At 72.5% G+C, this 17419-nt stretch carries 12 protein-coding genes; 8 read left to right on the top strand and 4 right to left on the bottom strand.

The window, feature by feature from the left end; all coding sequences use genetic code 11:
* Positions 1–270: 270 nt before the first annotated feature.
* The 4 genes from OG349_RS08320 to OG349_RS08305 all read left to right on the top strand — a co-directional run bounded on the left by OG349_RS08320 (position 271) and on the right by OG349_RS08305 (position 4676).
* On the top strand, positions 271–1233 hold the full coding sequence (locus tag OG349_RS08320; RefSeq protein ID WP_327234008.1) for a hypothetical protein: 963 nt from the start codon (positions 271–273) through the stop codon (positions 1231–1233).
* 164 nt (positions 1234–1397) lie between these two features.
* Positions 1398–2798 (top strand): hypothetical protein, encoded by a 1401-nt coding sequence (locus tag OG349_RS08315; RefSeq protein WP_327234007.1) that lies wholly within the window; start codon positions 1398–1400, stop codon positions 2796–2798.
* A gap of 72 nt (positions 2799–2870) precedes the next feature.
* Entirely contained in the window at positions 2871–3791 is a 921-nt protein-coding gene (locus OG349_RS08310; protein ID WP_327234006.1) for a sortase, read from the top strand.
* Positions 3792–4676, top strand: a complete 885-nt coding sequence (locus OG349_RS08305; protein WP_327234005.1) for a phosphate ABC transporter ATP-binding protein — start codon at positions 3792–3794, stop codon at positions 4674–4676.
* 138 nt (positions 4677–4814) lie between these two features.
* On the opposite strand, the gene OG349_RS08300 is transcribed toward OG349_RS08305, so the two are convergent.
* Complete coding sequence (locus OG349_RS08300) at positions 4815–7595, bottom strand: molybdopterin-dependent oxidoreductase (RefSeq protein ID WP_327234004.1); 2781 nt, start codon at positions 7593–7595, stop codon at positions 4815–4817.
* 15 nt (positions 7596–7610) lie between these two features.
* Positions 7611–8438: an FAD binding domain-containing protein gene (locus tag OG349_RS08295; RefSeq protein ID WP_327234003.1), complete on the bottom strand. Its 828-nt coding sequence runs from the start codon at positions 8436–8438 to the stop codon at positions 7611–7613.
* Between the two features lie 304 nt (positions 8439–8742).
* Between OG349_RS08295 and OG349_RS08290 the strand changes: the two genes are divergently transcribed.
* The 4 genes from OG349_RS08290 to OG349_RS08275 all read left to right on the top strand — a co-directional run bounded on the left by OG349_RS08290 (position 8743) and on the right by OG349_RS08275 (position 12225).
* Complete coding sequence (locus OG349_RS08290) at positions 8743–9651, top strand: helix-turn-helix transcriptional regulator (RefSeq protein WP_327234002.1); 909 nt, start codon at positions 8743–8745, stop codon at positions 9649–9651.
* A gap of 102 nt (positions 9652–9753) precedes the next feature.
* The gene (locus OG349_RS08285; RefSeq protein WP_327234001.1) at positions 9754–10440 is read left to right on the top strand and encodes a hemerythrin domain-containing protein; all 687 of its coding nucleotides are present in this window, start codon (positions 9754–9756) and stop codon (positions 10438–10440) included.
* Positions 10437–11471: an LLM class flavin-dependent oxidoreductase gene (locus OG349_RS08280; protein WP_327234000.1), complete on the top strand. Its 1035-nt coding sequence runs from the start codon at positions 10437–10439 to the stop codon at positions 11469–11471. Before OG349_RS08285 ends, OG349_RS08280 begins: the two co-directional genes overlap by 4 nt.
* Before the next feature lie 109 nt (positions 11472–11580).
* Positions 11581–12225: a CGNR zinc finger domain-containing protein gene (locus OG349_RS08275; RefSeq protein ID WP_327233999.1), complete on the top strand. Its 645-nt coding sequence runs from the start codon at positions 11581–11583 to the stop codon at positions 12223–12225.
* 32 nt (positions 12226–12257) lie between these two features.
* Here OG349_RS08275 and OG349_RS08270 read toward each other — a convergent pair whose 3' ends face one another.
* Entirely contained in the window at positions 12258–15242 is a 2985-nt protein-coding gene (locus OG349_RS08270) for a poly(A) polymerase (protein WP_327233998.1), read from the bottom strand.
* A complete protein-coding gene (locus OG349_RS08265; RefSeq protein WP_327238494.1) occupies positions 15242–17389 on the bottom strand; it encodes an RNA ligase family protein in 2148 nt (715 codons plus the stop codon). Before OG349_RS08265 ends, OG349_RS08270 begins: the two co-directional genes overlap by 1 nt.
* Positions 17390–17419 lie beyond the last annotated feature (30 nt).

The raw sequence follows: 17419 nt of genomic DNA, 5'->3' as shown, positions 1-17419 counted from the left end.
GACCTGAACACGTGAACAACTGACGGCTCTTCGGAGAGGAATTCCCGTTCCGGCCGGGACGGGAATTCCCTTTCCTTTTCCCTTTCGCCGATCTTTTTGGAGATGCGTAGGCAATGCGCACGTAACCTGATCCGCTGCCGGAGTTGGTGGCCGTCCGCAGCTCCGTAAGGAATGGTTTGCGGTGGCCGGCCGACGGGTCGGTGGCTGCGAAATCCGGATTCTTCTTGTACGTCCATTCCTTGCTGTCTTGCTCCACGGAGGAGAACAGAAGTGAACGTCAAGTCCTACGCCCGTATCGGTGCCCTCGTCGGCACGGCCGCCCTCGGCCTCGGCCTGCTCACCACCCCCGCGTCCGCCGACCCGCCGTCCGTCCGCGTCCTCGCGGGCACCGGCTCCGACACCACCCAGGACGTGCTGAACGGCCTGGGCAACACGGTCGACAGCGGCGCCACGATCGCCTCGTACAACGCGACCGGCACGGCCACCATCCAGACCCGCGCGACCGGTTGTGTGATCGCCCGGCCCAACGGCTCCTCGGCCGGCATCGACGCGCTCCGTACCGCGGTCGACACCGCCTCGGGCTGCCTCGACTTCGCCCGCTCCTCCCGTACCCCCGCGGACACCACCACCACCGACCTGACCTGGATCCCGTTCGCCAAGGACGCGGTCTCCTACGCGTACCGCAGCGGCAGCGGTCTGCCCACGAACCTGACGACGGCGCAGCTGAAGTCGGTCTACGAGTGCACGCTCACCACGCTCAACGGCGTCGCCCTGACGCCCCTGCTGCCGCAGGCCAGCTCCGGCACGCGGCAGTTCTTCCTCAGCTCCATCGGCGTCACCACGCCCGGTGCCTGCGTCACCAGCGGTTCGCAGGAGAACGACGGCACCGTGCTGGACACCGCCGGCGACATCGCGCCGTACTCGGTCGCCCAGTACTACGCCCAGGGCCGGGGCATCGCCGGTGTCCCGAACCGCCGCGGCTCCGCGCTGCTCGGCTCGGTCAACGGCCAGGCGCCGCGCGTCGGCACCGCCCTGAACGCGAGCTTCCCGTACCTGCGCGACGTCTACAACGTCGTCCCCACCAACCAGCTGACCGTCTCGCCGATCTCGACGACCTTCGTCGGCTCGACGTCCAAGGTCTGCAACGCCGTGACCACCGCCGCCATCGCCAACTACGGCTTCGGCGGCCTCGGTTCCGCGTGCGGTTCCACCACGCTCAAGGGCGAGCGCTGATCACCGCCGCTCCCTGACCGCGCCACGGCCGGGCACCCCCAGGGTGCCCGGCTCCACGGCGTATCCGACGACCGACACCATCCCGTGGGGGAGAACAGATGTACCGCCTGGCACCACACAGATCACCTGTCAGCCTGCTGACCTGTTGCGCACTGCTTTTCGGCATGCTCGCGGCGGTGCTGGCGCTGTCCACCCCTGCGCGCGCCGACGAACCGATCGGTACGTTCACCCTGGCGCCCGCCACGGGCAACACCGCGGACGCGTTGTCCGGGACCCTCACCACGAGCGCGGCCTGCCCGGCGCCGGCCGACCCGGCCTCGCCGTACCAGAACCTGCGGGTCGAACTGTCCAACGAGGACGGCTCGTACCGCGAACGTGTCGCGACGACCATCGACGGCGCCCCCTTCGACGGGGCCGGCCCGGTGGTGGCGGACCTCACGAAGACGCCCCCGGACGGGCTGCTCAACGTCTCGCTCGACGAGGCCGCGCTCTACATCGACCGGGTGGACGCCGACGGGAAGATCCTCGACGGTGACTACGTGCTGGCGGCGGGCTGCGCGCCCGCGGACAACGTCGTGAACGGCTACTTCAGCGCCGTCATCCGGGTGACCGCGGGCTCCTGGAGCCTGGTGCAGATACGCCCCACCCAGACCGCGCTGACCGCCACCCCCGCGAAGGGCGAGGCGGGCGCGGCGATCGAGCTCACGGCCACCGTGACGCCTGAGGACGCGGCCGGAACGGTCGTCTTCCGCAGCACCCACGGCACTCCCGCCGAGCTGGGCTCCGCCGTGGTCGCCGGGGGGAAGGCCAAGATCAGCACGACGCTGCCGACGAACGCCAACCCGGCTTTGTACGAAGCGGTGTTCACGCCGAACGACACCGAGGCCTTCACCGAGTCGACCGGCACGCTCGGCGTCCCCGTCACCGCCCCTTCCCCGAGCCCCAGCGGTACGCCCACGGGCCCGGAGGAGCCCGCCGACCTCGATGTCATCGACGAGGCCGGTACGACCCTCGACCCGAACCCGACGCTCGAAGCGGGCCAGAAGGTGTACGTCACCGCTCGGGGCTACGCAAAGGACGCCAAGGTCAAGGTCGCTCTCGCCGACTCCGGGGCGGCGCTCGCCGACGCGACCGCGAACGCCGACGGCACGGTCGACAAGTACCCCTTCACCGTCCCCGAGGACATCGTGGACGGGGAGCACACGCTGACACTGGCCGAGGACGCGGCGGACGGTCACAGTGTGGCCTTCGCCTTCACGATCGGGGGCGGGGGCGACCCGGACCCGGACCCGTCGGACGACCCGAGCGAAACCCCCACGCCTGAGCCGAGCGACACCGGCGGCGGAACGTCGGGTGGGGACAGCGGCGGGAACGGCGACGGCGGTGCGGGTACGTCCGGTGGCGGTGGCGGCGGTTCCTCCGACGGCGGGGGTTCGCTGGCGAGCACCGGCACCGACGCGCTCGCGGCCGGGCTCGGCGCGCTGTCGCTCGTGACGGCGGGTGCGGCGTGTGTGCTGTTCGTACGGCGCCGGGGCCTGCTGAGCTTCACGGCTCCGAGGCACTGAACCGCGCCACAAGCCACCCCCCCCATCTCAACCTCATCTCTCACCTCTCCGCCTCGCGAGGAGCGCACCCCCGTGACCGTGCTGTCCCCGCCGCCGCCCCTCGCGACGGCCACACCCCAGCGACCGGAGCCCGCAGTCCGGGCCCGGCCGCCCGCCAAACCGGGGCTCGCGCTGCTGGGCGCGATCCTCTGTGTCCTGGCGGCCGTGCTGCTGGGCTTCGTCGCGAGCCTCACAGTCGTCGGGCATCTCCAGCACGCGCGCGACCAGGAGGTGGCGTACGACGAGCTGCGCAAGCAACTCGCCCTCGGGACGGCCCCGGTGGGGCAGCGGACGTACGACAACAAGCCGCTCGCGATGGGCGCGCCGGTCGCGCTGCTGAAGATCCCCGTCCTGGGCCTGCGCGAGGTGGTGGCCGAGGGCACCACCTCGGGCGTCCTGATGTCCGGGCCCGGACACCGCCGCGACTCCGTACTGCCGGGGCAGGCGGGTACCTCCCTGATCATGGGCAGGCAGTGGGGGTACGGCTCTCCGTTCGTGCATCTCGACCGGCTTCCCACCGGGGCGGTGGTCGAGGTGACGACCGGTCAGGGAAAGGCGGTGTACCGGGTGACGGGGGTACGGCACCCCGGCGACCCGCTGCCACCGGCGATCGGCGCGGGCGAGGGCCGCCTGACACTCATCACGGCGACCGGCGACGCGTACACCCCCTCCGGACTCCTGCGGGTGGACGCCGAGTTGACCGGTCCGGTACAGCCCGCCCCGCCGCGCTCCGGGCGGATCGACGCGTCGGAGGAGGCCCTCGCGGGCGACGGCGGCGCCTGGCTCGCGGTCTTCCTCTGGTCGCAGGTGCTGCTGGCCGCCTCGCTGCTCACGGTCTGGGCGCACCGGACGTGGGGCCGCTGGCAGACCTGGATCTGCGCGGTGCCCGTACTGGCCGCGACGGGTCTCTCCGTCGCGTCGGCGGCCACCCGCCTCCTCCCGAACCTGCTGTGAATGTCCAAACCCAGAATAAGAACAGAGGAGTCGAACGAGACGATGACCACCACCCCGGACCTTCTCGACACACTCGCCCTGCCGCCGGTACGGGGTCTGACCAGCGGCGGCCCCGCCACGCTGGAGGCGTCGGCGATCTCCGCGTGGTTCGGTGACCACAAGGTGCTCGACCGGGTCTCGCTGACGATGCCCGCCCGCGAGGTCACCGCCCTCATCGGCCCGTCCGGCTGCGGCAAGTCGACCTTCCTGCGGATCCTCAACCGCATGCACGAACTGATCGGTTCGGCCTCGCTCGCGGGCCGGGTGCTCCTCGACGGCGACGACATCTACGACCGGGGCCGGCGCATCACCCGCGCCCGCCGCGAGATCGGCATGGTCTTCCAGAAGCCGAACCCGTTCCCCGCGATGACCTTGTACGACAACGTCCTCGCCGGCCTGAAGCTGAACGGCATCAAGGCCCCCCGGGACGGCAAGGACGACCTGGTCGAGGAGTGCCTGACCAAGGCGGGCCTGTGGCGCGAGGTCAAGGACCGCCTCCGCCAGCCCGGCGGCGCGCTCTCCGGCGGCCAGCAGCAACGCCTGTGCATCGCACGCTCGTTGGCCGTACGCCCGCGCGTCCTGCTGATGGACGAGCCCTGCTCGGCCCTCGACCCGACCTCGACGCGCCGGATCGAGGAGACCATCCACGACCTGAAACACGAGGTGACGATCGTCATCGTCACCCACAACATGCAACAGGCGGCCCGCGTCTCCGACTCCTGCGCCTTCTTCCTCGCGGAACAGGGCACCCCGGGCGCGATCGTCGAACACGGCCCGACGGAGGACATGTTCAACCGCCCCCGCGACGAACGGACATCGGACTACGTGAACGGCCGCTTCGGCTGACGGCCCGCCGGGGGAGGGCCGAAGGCCGCGGTCACGTCGGCCCGCGTACGGTCGTCCCCGGCCCACGGGCCGGATGTGTCCGGCGGTACGGCGTACGTCTCGGGCCCCACAGTCCCCGCCGCTCCCCGCGGTCCTCTGTCACTCGTCGGGTTTCCCCCGGTCACAGCGTGGTGGTGCCGCCACCCCCGCCCTGTCCAGCGCCAGCCACACCCGGTCGCGGGTGAGGGGGAGTTGGGTGAAGCGGAGGCCCGTCGCGTCGCGGAGGGCGTTGGCCAGGGCGGGGGCGACCGGGTTGAAGGGGCTTTCGCTCATCGATTTGGCGCCCAGGGGGCCGATGGTGTCGGCGGTCTCCATGAAGTGGACCTCGGTGCGCGGGATGTCGGCGTACTGGGGGACGCGGTAGCGGCGGAAGTCGGCGGTCTCGACCTCGCCGCGTTCGTTGATCCGTACGTCCTCGAAGAGCGTGGCGCCCAGGGCCTGGGCGACTCCGCCCTCGACCTGGCCCCGGCACTGCATCGGGTTCATCACCGTGCCCGCGTCGGCGGCGTGCACACTGCGCAGGATACGGATCTCGCCGGTGCCGGGGTCGACGGCGAGGCGGAACCACTGGGCGTTGAAGGCGACCGAGCGAGGAGTGCCACCGAAGTGACCGTCGGCGCCCAGGGTGACTCCCCGCGCCCCGGCCGCCTCGTACAACTCCTTCAGGAGCAGTCGGCCACCCGGGTGGGCCACCGCCTCCTCCGTGAGCCGGCAGTCGGCGCGTGGTACGGACAGGTGGCCGGCGGCGAAGTCGAGGAGCAGGCCGGCGAGGGCGCGGGAGGCGCGCAGCGTGGCCTTTCCCGCGACGACGATGCCGGTGGAGGCGAAGGCGCCGGTGTCATGGCGTACGACGTCGGTGTCGGACTGCCGGACGGTGATCCGTTCGACGGTGGTGGCGAGTTCGCCGGAGGCGATCTGCCGGTGGACGGTGGTGGTGCCGTTGCCGAACTCGGCCGTGCCGACGGCGAGATCGAAGGTGCCGTCGGGCAGCAGGGTGGCGCGGGCGTCGGCGAGGTGGCCGCCGGGAGGGCCCGTGGCGATCATCGCGAGAGCGGTGCCCTCGCCGGTCAGCCAGCCGTCCGGCACGGTCCCGGTCTCGGACCCGGCCCGGGTCGGCGTTTCCGCCTGCGCCCGTCGCACCACGCCGAGGCACTGGTCGAGGCCGTAGCTGGCGACGTGCAGATCCTCGTCCCAGCCGCCGGGAGTGACCATCGGCTCTCCGGGCCCGATGATGTTCTTCGCCTTGAACTCCAGTGGGTCCAGGCCGAGTCGGCGGGCGAGTTCGTCCAGGGCCGACTCGACCGCGAACATGACCTGGCCCAGTCCGTAACCGCGAAAGGCGCCGGCCGGGACGGTGTGGGTGTAGACGGCGAAGGCGTCGACCTTCTTGTTCGGGGCGCGGTAGACCGCCAGCGACTCGCCGACGCTGTGGAACATCACCGACGGGCCGTGATTCCCGTACGCCCCCGTGTTGGACACCACACGCAGCCGCATCGCGGTCAGCGTGCCGTCGCGGCGGGCGCCGACCTCGACGCGGACGGTGAACGGGTGGCGGGTGGTGGCGCCGTAGAACTGCTCGGCGCGGGTGTACTCCAACTTCACCGGGCGGCGCAGCCGCAGCACCGCCAGCGCCACGATGTCCTCCACGAGCATCTCCTGCTTGCCGCCGAAGCCGCCGCCGACCCGGCCCGCGACCACCCGTACCCGCTCCTCCGGGAGGTCGTACAACGCGCACAGCGCACGCCGCGTCAGGAAGGGCGTCTGCGAACTGGTGCGTACGTTCAGCCGGTTGTCCTCGTCGAACCAGGCGAGGGCTCCGTGCGTCTCCAGGCTGGCGTGCTGGACGCGCTGGGTGCGGTACGTGTCCTCGTACACGGCGTCGGCCTCGGCGAAGCCCGCCTCGACGTCGCCGATCTCGCCGTGTGCCTCGGCGACGACGTTGTTACGGGGGCGGGCGATCCGGGCCGTCGCCGGGTCCTTGTCGTGGACGACCGGTGCGCCCGGACGCATCGCCTCCTCCGGGTCGAGGACGGCGGGCAGCACGTCGTACGTCACCTCGACACGGCGGCAGCCCTCCTCGGCGGCGGCCTCGCTGTCCGCGACCACCGCCGCGACACGCTGGCCGATGTGGCGGACGGTGTCGTCGAGGACGCGCGTGTCGGCCGGGTCCTCCTCGGGGTGTTCATGGCGCGCGGTGGAGAAGTGCCGCCGGGGAGCGTCGTGATGGGTCAGTACGGCGTGCACGCCCGGTACGCGCAGGGCGGCGGAGGTGTCGATGGCCACGATGCGGGCGTGGGCGTGCGGGGAGCGCAGCAGCTTCATGTGGAGCAGGCCGGGCAGGTCGACGTCGAAGGTGTAGCGGGCGGTGCCCGTCACGACCTGCGGCCCGGCGGGCGCCGGCAGGTTGCGGCCCACGGCCTCGCCGGGCGCGGGAGCCTCGGCGTGGCACACGCCGCGTACCGCGTCCTCGATGGCCCGGTAACCGGTGCAGCGGCACAGGTTGCCCTTGAACGCCCTGGGCAGGTCGGCGCGTTGGTCTTCGTCCAGGGCAACGGTCGTCATCAGGAACCCCGCTGTGCAGAAGCCGCACTGGAAACCCTGCGCGTCCAGGAACCGCCGCTGTACGGGGTGGAGTTCACCGTCCTCGGCGGCCAGGCCCTCGACGGTGGTGACCGTACGGCCGTCGGCGCGGAAGGCGGGGTAGAGGCAGCTGTGCACGGGCTCGCCGTCCACATGGACCGTACAGGCACCGCAGTCGCCCGCGTCGCAGCCCTTCTTCACACCGAACCAGCCGCTGTCGCGCAGGTAGGTGCGCAGGCACTGGCCGGGGCGCGGCTCGCGCGTGAACGGCCGGCCGTTCACCTCGATCCCGAAGCTCATTCATGCTCCCTGTGCTCAGTGGTGTTCCTCAGCCGGTGACAGTGCGCGGCGGATCTCCTCCGCGTACCGGAGCGTCATGTGCCGCCGCCACTCCGGCAGCCCGTGGATGTCGTCGAACCACTCGTCCTCGGCGACGACCCCGTCGATCGCGGTCCGTACCTCGTCCGCCGTGGGCGCCCCCGGGAACCACAGCCGGACCGGACGGACGGTCGAGGCCGTGACCGTGAGCGTGAGGGAGCGGACGACGGGGTCGAGTGCGCCGATGACCAGCACGGCCGAGCGGCCGAGCCCGTACAGCGAGGCCTGCCGGAACGCCGTACGGCACGCGAGGGCCCGCGCGGGCAGAGTGATGGACCGCAGCAGCTCGCCGTCGGCCAGCACCTGGCGGCCCGCGCCGGTGACGAAGCCGGTGGCCGGGACCCGGCGCAGGAGACCGGCCTGGGAGCGCAGCAGGCACGTTCCGTCCAGCGCGGCGGTGAGGGAGATCATGGGGCCGGCCGGGAGGGCGTTGCAGAGGTTCCCGCCGACCGTGGCCATGGTCCAGATCTTGAAGGAGGCGAGGAAGGCACGGCAGCATTCCTCGAACAACGGCGCGGCCTCGGCGCGCAGCCCCTTCGCGAACCGGGACAGCTGGGCGATGGTGCAGGTCGCGGCGATCTCCAGTGAACCGTCCGGGTGTGCCGTGACCGGGGTCCAGCCGGTACGGCTCAGGTCCACCAGGCGCCGCAGGTGCGGCTGCGGCTCGGAGAACAGGTACGTCCCGCCGCCCAGCCAGGCATCACCCGGCAGCCAGGCCGCGGCGTCGCGCGCGTCCCGTACCTCCATCACCGTGTTCAGGTCCATGACGGTCAGTGAACCAACCCGGAGGCGCTCGGGACGACTGGTTCATCACACGGAAACACGGACTTTCCCGCCGGGCCCTCCGGAGGATCGGCCACGAGGGATGGGGCGCGCCTTGCCTCCCAGGTGCGAGCTGGTCAGGCGTAGGTCCCTGGTGAATGTGAGATGCGGGCGGGAGGTGTGTGGGCGCCACGCCGGAGAGTTACGTTGGGGTGGTGGGCGACGCCGGCGCCGTACGCGGTGAACCCCGCCCGCCCCGCCACACGTTTCCACTCTCGGAACGGCATCGACGCCCCGAGGAGGGACAGTGCCCCTGCACACCCCGACGATCGACACGATCGGCACGACGGAAGCCCGCTTCGCCTCGACGTACCGCGAGGTCCGGCTCGGCCCCGTGGGCCTCGGCGATGTCACCTTCCCGCAGGACTGGGCCGTCACCTGCGACGACATCGGCGCCCACTACTACGTCCACCTCCCGCTCGCGGGCCGCTTCGACTCGCGCCACCGCGGCGTCGATCTGACCCACAGCCGCGAGGCCACCGCCGTTTTCCGCCCGGGCGGGGGATCGTTCGCCGGCCGGTGGGCCGCGGGCTACCACGCGCTGTGCGTACGGTTCGAACTGCCGTCCATGAACGCCGCGTTGGCGCGGCTCCTGGGCGGCGACCGCACACCGGAACGGATCACCTTCGGGCACACCATGAACACCGCCGCCGGCTTCGGGCGCGGCTGGGCGGATCTGCTGCTGTCGGTCAACCGGCAGTCGACCGCGCCGGACAGCCTGCTCCACCAGCCGCTCGTCGCGGACCCGCTGGCGGAGAGCATGGTGAACGGGTTTCTCCTGGCCGCGACACACTCGTACTCGGAGCAACTGAGGACGCCCGTGGGCGCCGCGCGCCCCGCCGCGGTCCGTACGGCGGTCGACCTCATCGAGGCCGACCCGCTGGCGCCCCTGACCGTGTCGCTGCTGGCGTCGTCCTGCGATGTCAGTGTCCGTACGCTCCAGAACGGTTTCCGCCGGCACCTGGGAATGTCGCCGATGGCCTATGTACGTGAGGTCAGGCTGCGCCGGGCGCACGAAGAACTGCGCGCCGCGGACCCCTTCACGGAATCCGTCGCCGCGGTCGCCCGGCGCTGGGGCTTCCGCCATCTGGGCCGGTTCGCCGCCGCGCACGAGGCGGCGTACGGCCAAACGCCGTCGAGGACGCTCCGCGGATAATCAATTTCGCTTGCCGGACAATTTCCCGGAAAGTGAGCGGTGCCCTGTTAGTGTTCATATTCGAAAAGCACAAAGAACGCGGACACTCTTAGGGAAACGAACATGAGCAACGAGCCCTACGCCGATGTGCGTGATATGTATCTGGCGCATTCCATGTTCCGGCGCGAGATCGGCCTCGCGCCCGACCTTGTACGCGGCGTGGCGAGCGGCGACGCCGAGCGCGCGCGGATCGTCGCCGATCACCTCGACCTCGTGGACACCGTCCTGCGCCATCACCACCAGGGCGAGGACGTGCACCTGTGGCCCAGACTCCTCACCAGGGGCGGCCCGGAGGCGGCGGCGGTCGTACGGGTCATGGAGGACCAGCACGAGGCGATCGAGCGGGCCATCGATGAGGTGCGGGACCGGTCGGCCGCGTGGCGGGTCACCGTCGACCCGGAGGACGGAGCGGCGCTCACGGACGCGCTGCGGCGGCTGCTGGACCTGTTGGCCGAGCACCTGGCGGTCGAGGAGGATGAGGCACTGCCGCTGGTCGAGAAGCACATCACGGCGGCCGAGTGGGGGCAGATGGTCGCCGAGGGCGGCGCCGATGTGGCACCGGAACACATGGCGCTGATGTTCGGGATGATGGCGTACGAGGGCGACCCCGAGACCGTCAGGGACATCGTCGCCGGCATGCCGCCGGAGATCCGTCCGGTCATCGCGGATCTCGCCGCGCAGGCGTTCGCGCGGCACGCGGTGAGGGTGTACGGCACGCCGACGCCGCCGCGGACGGGAGTGCGGCGATGACCGACGACCAGCGTGGACACGGCCACGAATCCGGGCATGGAAACGGCCAGGGAAACGGCCGTCCGTACGGTCGCGACTATGGTCACGACCTGATGTTCGGGGCCCTGCTGGAACCGCCCGCCGACCGGCCGCAGGATGTCGTCGCCCTGGCCGAGCTGATGGAGGCCGTCGGACTCGACGCGGTGACGCTCTCGGATCATCCGTACTGGCCGGAACGGCTCGAAACGATGGCCCTGCTGGCCACCATCGTGGCCAGGACGGAGCGCATCACGGTGATGACCAACATGGCGAACCTCCCGCTGCGCCCGCCCACCACCCTCGCCCGCACCGCCGCGACGCTCGACATCCTCAGCGGCGGTCGTTTCGAACTGGGCCTCGCCACGGGAGCCCAGCAGATGTGGGACCTGGTCGTCGCCGAGGGCGGTCCGCGGCGGAACGCCGGCGAGTCGGTCGAGGCGCTGGAGGAAGCGGTACGGATCATCCGCGCCCTGTGGACCTCGGACAGCGCGGTCAGCTTCGAGGGCACGCACTACCGGCTGGCCGGGACGAAGCCGGGGCCGCGTCCCGTGCACGACCTCGGCATCTGGCTGGGCGCGTACCAACCCCGGATGCTCCGCCTGGTGGGCGCGGTCGCCGACGGGTGGGTGCCCAGCTCGCCGTTCCTGCCGCCGGAACACCTGCCGACGGCGAACCGGGTCATCGACGAGGCCGCCCTGGAAGCGGGACGCTCCCCGGGGGAGGTGCGGCGCGGGTACAACATCGAGGGACGGTTCGCGCCGGATTCCGGCTCTGGTTCCGGTTCCGGCTCCGGATTCCTGGACGGGCCGCCGCGGCTGTGGGTCGAGCAGTTGGCGGACCTCGCCCTCTCCCACGGAATCAGCGCGTTCTTCCTCTATCGGGCGGAGTCCCCGGACGTCATCCGGCAGTTCGCGGAGGAGGTCGCTCCGGAGGTGCGCGGAATCGTGGCGGCGGAGCGAGGGAACGGCGCCGGACCCGTAACGCCGGTAACGCCCGTAACGCCCGTAACGTAGAAGTGGCAATCGCGATGAAGAGGCACGGGTCACGCCATTCGCGAAGGTCCAAGGAATTCACCGAATAGTGCGGCGCGCATGACGTACGCAGAAAAGTTACGATTGCGTCATGAGGTACGAGGAGGACGACACCCTCACTCAACGGGACCCTGGCACGACCGGGCGCTTCGACCTCGACCTGGCCCCCGCCGGCCTCCGCCTGGTCCAGGACCTGGTGAACACCTCCCTCTACGCCTGGCGGGGACAGCCGGGCCTGGATCTGCTGACCGACCTGCCGACGGCCCGTGCCTGGCTCGACCGGGCGGTGGCGGGCTGGTCGGCCGAGTCCGGGCTCCGGGCCCCCGCGATCGACCTCCGTGAGGGCGACCTCGACGGGCTGCGGGAGCTGCGCGAGTCCCTGCGCCACGGCCTGCGCGCCACGGCGGAGAACGCCGGGACGCTGCCGCCGGGCGAGCGGGGCTTCCGCCGGATGGGTTCCGAGGTCCGGCTGGACATCACGGCGGACGGCGAGGTGGAGTACACCCCGTCGCAGGGCGGAGCGGAGGGCGTGAGCGCTCTGGTGGCGATGGAGATGCTGCTGGCCCGTACGGCGGGCACCTGGACCCGCCTCAAGACGTGCGCGCAACCCGGGTGCGGCGCGTGCTTCTACGACGCCTCGCCCAACCGCTCGCGCGCCTGGCACTCCACGAAGACCCGCGGAAACGTCAACAACCTACGCGCTTCGAGGGCGCGCGGACGCGCAGACGCCAGGTGACGTGGGGAACCCGGAATCAGCACGCGCCCGGCTCAGCGCGCGCCCAGCGGCGGTGTGGGGAGGGCGCCGCCCTCTGTGGTGTGGCTTTCTACGCCGGGCAGGCCTTTGCTCCACCTTGTGGTGATCGTGGCGAGGTGGGACGCGGGTGGGGGTGTGGAGCCGAGGCCTATCGCGTACGTCGCTGACGTCGGGCCCGTTTCGAAGGGGTGGGGCCAGGCGTGGGCGTCGGGGGTGCCGGTTTCTTCGAGGGCGGTGAGCAGGGCGCGCATGCGGCCCCGGAAGCGGCCCCGGGTCTCTTCGAACTCCTCGGCGCCCGGGGCCCGTACGGTCAGGACCAGCCAGGCGGCGTGCCTGCGGTGCAGGGGTGGGCGAGTCCGGAGCCGGGGCAGCGGGTCGGTGCCGGTACTCGCCGCGGTCTCCACGATGTCCCAGCCCCGGTAGAGCTCCTGGGCCAGCAAGTCGCGGAAGCCGGGGCCGACTTGTGCGGTGCACAGGCGGACCGGGGCGGTGGGGGTCAGGATCTGGACCGGGGTGGCGGGGGCCGGGGTGGAGGGGGTTTGGATACGGGCCGCAGGGGTGGTGCTGCCGGCGGGCGTGAGGGCGATCGGGTCGCGCCAGTCCCAGGCGGCCCAGGTCGCGAAGAAGTGCCTGAGCAGGTCGGCGGAGGGAAGGCCGCCGGCCTCGCGCGTCGTGCGGGCCGCCATCACCGACCAGGCCAGGCCCGGCAGTCCGCCGAACGGGGCGGAGTCGAGGCCGCGCGCCTTGGCCCACTCCTTGACCTGCCCGGCCAGGAGGGCGAAGCCGGTGTGGTGGTGGCCGACGGCGGCCCGTACGGCGTCCGCGTCGCTCACCGCGCTCAGCGCGATCGCCGCCGCCTCGCCCAACTCGGCACGCCTGGGCACCGCTTCGGCGGGCGCGAGCGATCCGGTGGCGACGACGCCGAGGTCGACGTCCAGGCCGTCGACGGTCAGCCGCAGGCCCGGCACCCGGGCGCCCGTCACCTGCCGCAGGCGCGTGGCGTCCGGCAGCGCGGCCGCCACCCGCGCCCGGACGTCCGCCATGTCGACGACGCCCGGGAGGGCCGCGACCAGGTCGAGGTCCGCTCCGGCGTGGGCGCCGCCCATGCGTCGTGATCCGACGACGTGCACGATTCCGTCGGGCAGTGCGTGAGAGAGGTGCTGTGTGATCCGCGTGGAGTGGTCCTCCGTTCGGGGTGCGGTGGGTGTGGGGGACGGGGTGGGCCGGTGTTCCGGCAGCCAGCGCACTTCGCCCGTTCCCAGCGCGATCGTCGCCCGGGGGCGCATCGGCTCGTCGCCCCGGCGCGAGAGCACCACAAGTTCGTCCACCTGTGCCGAAACACCGTCGCCCAGACGGTCGGCGCACTGTGCCGCGAGGTGGTGCGGGTCCTGGGTACGGCCCAGGGTGAGGTGCGGGGTGAAGCCTTCCGCGCGGCCTTGGCAGCGGGGGAACCGGCGCTCCAGGGCGGTGCGCAGGTCCGCCCAGGGCGTGGGTCCTTCGGCGGCCGGGTCGAGCCAGACCGTGGCGTCCTCCCGGTGCCCGAAGGTGTGTACTCCGTGGAGCCGGGCGGTGAACGGCGTTGTCGCGGCGGCCACTTCGGCCAGGAGCGGTACGGCCCGCTCGAACGCGGACTCCGGGACGAAGCCGAAGAGCAGATTGACGTGCGGCGGCCAGCGGTGGATCTGCGGGTCGTGCTCCCGTCGGATGTCCTGGATCGCGGGCCACAGTTCCCCGGGCGGGAGCCAGGCCACCGCCGTACGGGGGGTGGGTGGGAGGTCGAGCAGGTGAGGGGAGTTGGGGGAGTGAGGGGAGTGAGGGGTGAACGACGTGGGCCCGGGTACGGCGATGGGGTCGGCGGGCACGTCGGGTTCGGTTCCGTCCGGGGGCAGGCTCACCTCCACCTCCACGCCGTAGTGGTCCGAGATGAACAGCCCGCCGGGACCCGGTGTGTCGCCCCGCAGGACGGCTCCGGTCGCGCGAAGTCCCCCCGCCCCCAACAGGATCCGGTCCAGCCGGGACGCCCGGCCGGACAGTGAGGAGATCCTGGCCAGCGGGTTGACGCCCGGGTCGAAGGTCGGGGTGCGGTCGCCGGGCCCGTACACCTCCGTCCAGGCGTCGCGCAGCCCGAGGGCGGCGGCCGGTCCGGCCGGGCCGTCACGGCCGTCGTTGAAGTCGCCGAGCAGGATCAGGGGGACGTTGAGGTCGGCAAGTCCCGTGGTGAGCCTGGCCAGTTCGGACTGTCGTCGTGCCGGGCCGTTGTCGGAGTGGTCGCTGCTCAGGTGGGTGGTGGCGACCACGAGCGGGCCGCGGGCCGTCTCCGCGACGACGGCGGTGACGGCTTTGTGCGGGCCGAGCAGGTGCCGTCCGGCCTCGCGTACGGGCAGTCGGCTGAGGAGCAGCAGACCGGTGCCGTCGACGTCGTTCCCGCGTGGGTCGGTACCGAGGGCGTAGCCGGCGCGGACCCAGGGCGCCCGCAGCAGTAGAGCGAGCAGCCCGGCCTCCACCTCCTGCAACGCGATGATGTCCGCGTCGGACTCCTCCAGCGCGGCGAGCAGCAGGGGCCTGCGGCGGGCGGTGTCGATGCGGTCGCTGTCGTACCGGTCCCACAGGGTGTTCCAGGTCAGTACGCGCAGCTCCGCGCCCGTCCGTACGGTGGACGCGGCGGGCGCGCGGTCCGCGGCACGCCACCCGGCCGCCGCGTCCCACTCGTACGGCGTACCGGCCGTGAAGAACGGCGCGCGCAGGATGCGCGGCTCCCGTGCCCGGCCGGCGTGCGAGACGTCGATGCGGTCCACGCCGGTGGCACGGTCCCAGACCAGTTCTCCGTCCGCCTCGACGAACAGCACCCGGTGCCACGGGATGTCGCCCCCGGGGACGAAGGCGGGCAGCGGGACGCGTTTGGGGGCGGCGCCGCGCTGGTTGATCCCCAGGACGAACCGGGCCGGGTCGAAGCGGGGGTCCCAGCGGACCCGGTGGTAGATCTCGTCGCTGGTACGCATCAGGTCTCGTTTCGGGCGGGGGCGTTTCCAGCGGGGGCGCCTCCGACCGGGGCGCGGGTTCCGCTCGCGGAGCCGTACCCGGCCGAGGTGCCGTCTTCGTTCAGGCCGCCGTCGGTGTCCTCGACGGTCCCGGTCTGCCCGACGTACCACGTGCGGTGTGCCTCGCCGGGGTACGGCGGGTCGAACCGGTGCAGCTGTCCGGCGAGCACCTCCGGGGGCACCGGGTGGGCGCGCGTGGCGTTGCGCCGTACCAGCTCCTCCTCCCCGACCAGGACGACCACCCGCGTGATCAGCGCGTCGCGGCGGCGCGCCACCGCGTGCACCAGGGAACGCTGGTGGCGGCTGAGGGACGTGGCGTCCCACACCACGGTCGTGCGGCCGGCCGCCAGCGCGGTGTCGAGCCGGCGCAGGCCCTCGCGCAGCACGTCCGCGTTGGCTCGCTGGTCGGCACGGGAGCCGCGGGCCTGCCTGAGGTCGTCCAGAGAGACGCGGGTGTCGACCCCGGGGAGCCGCGCGGCGAACGTGCTCTTCCCGCTGCCCGACGGGCCGACCAGGTGGATCAGCCGGGGGAAGTCGCCGTTCCGCCACCGCCAGGTCGCTGCTGTGGCCGCGTCGGCGCTGGTCACGCGCCCGGTGGCGTACGCCTCCCGCGCCTCGGCCCAGCACCGGTCGGCGGCGTCGGGGTCGCCGAGGCCGGCGAGGGCGTCGCGCAGGCCCGGACGCAGGGGCTCCAGCGGGGCCTCCCCGAGGAGTCCCGCCTCCTCCGCGTGCAGCGCGGACCAGTCGACCTGCTCGCGCGCCTCGGCGCCCCGGCCGACCGCGACCGCCCCGGCGACCGCGTGCAGGACACCCAGATCGGCTGCGAGCGCCAAGTGCCCGAGCCCGGTGCGCCGTTCGTCGTCGGGGTGGGGGCGGTGCAGCCTGGTGTGCAGGCCGACCAGGTCCGCGATCCGCCGGGCGAGCGGCATGCCGAGCGTGCCGGCCAACTGCGGGACCAGCCAGGACCGTCGGTGGTCGTGCAACAGGGCGGCGAGGACGCCCGCCAGCCGGGCGTCACCGGACCGCCCGAGGACGTCGAGCCTGGCGGAGACGTCGGCGACGAGGGCTTCGGGGGACAGTGCTGTGAGGGCGGCCTCCGCCGTGGTTCGGTGCGCTGCTTGTGCTGCCCGCGCTGAGGCTGACTGCGCCACCTCCACGGCTGTGGGGTGCGCCCCGCCCGCACTGGCCGTCGTCTCGGCCCGGTGCGCTGTCCGCGCGGTGGCCGAGTGTGTCGCTTCTGCCGTGGCCGGGCGTGCCGACGCGGTTGCGGCCGATCGCGCCCCGCCCGTCGTGGCCGAGCCCGCCGAGTCCGCTACTCCTGTCGCGGCCGGCCGCGTTGCTCCCGCCCCGGCGGCCGAGCCTTCCGACGTCGCCCCGCCCGACAGCTCCACCTCCACCTTCACCCCCACCCCCGCCGCGAGCGCCGCGACGTGGGGCGGCGCGCCGGACCGTACCGCCCACAGTGCGGCGGCCGGGCCCAGGCTGTTCTCCACGACCTCGGCGTACATCCAGTGGCTGTCGGTGCGCACGTGCCCCGGACGCACCCACTTGGCCGCCCGCCGCCCGAACTCCTCGCGGGCGAAGCCCTCGACGGTTCGTACGACGTACCCCTCCTGCCGCGCGGCGTCCAGCCGCAGCGCGCGCAGCGCCCGTACGGCCCGCTCGTCCAGGACGCCCCGCCACAGCACCGGCGGGACCGGAATCCCCAGCCGTCGGAGGAACGGGACCGTACGGTCCCAGTCCAGGCACCGCTCGCCGTCCCAGACGGAGAACCCGTAGAACCAGCTTTCCAGTTCGGTGTACGCGATCGAGTGCCGCGCGAACAGGTTCTCCCCGCACACCCGCCACCCGGGTGGGATGCCGGCGCCGATCCGCCCCTGCAAGCCCTTGACCCACGCGCGCGAAGGATGGTGCGCGGAGTCCGGCGAGCGGGCGTGCAGTCCGTCGGCGTACAGGGTGGTGTTCTCACCGTCCAGCTTCTCGGTGACCACGACCTCCCGGTCCCGCAGCCCCGACAGGCCGGCGGTGCGTACGTCGTCCGGGGTCGCCCCCGGCGACCAGGGCAGGTGCGGGGTGCGGGGGTAGTGGACGCGCCGGGTCGCGGCCATGGTCACGACCGGGGCCGGAGGTACGTACCG

Source organism: Streptomyces sp. NBC_01317 (assembly GCF_035961655.1).
GTDB lineage: Bacteria > Actinomycetota > Actinomycetes > Streptomycetales > Streptomycetaceae > Streptomyces.
This window is presented reverse-complemented; position numbering and strand designations above follow the sequence as displayed.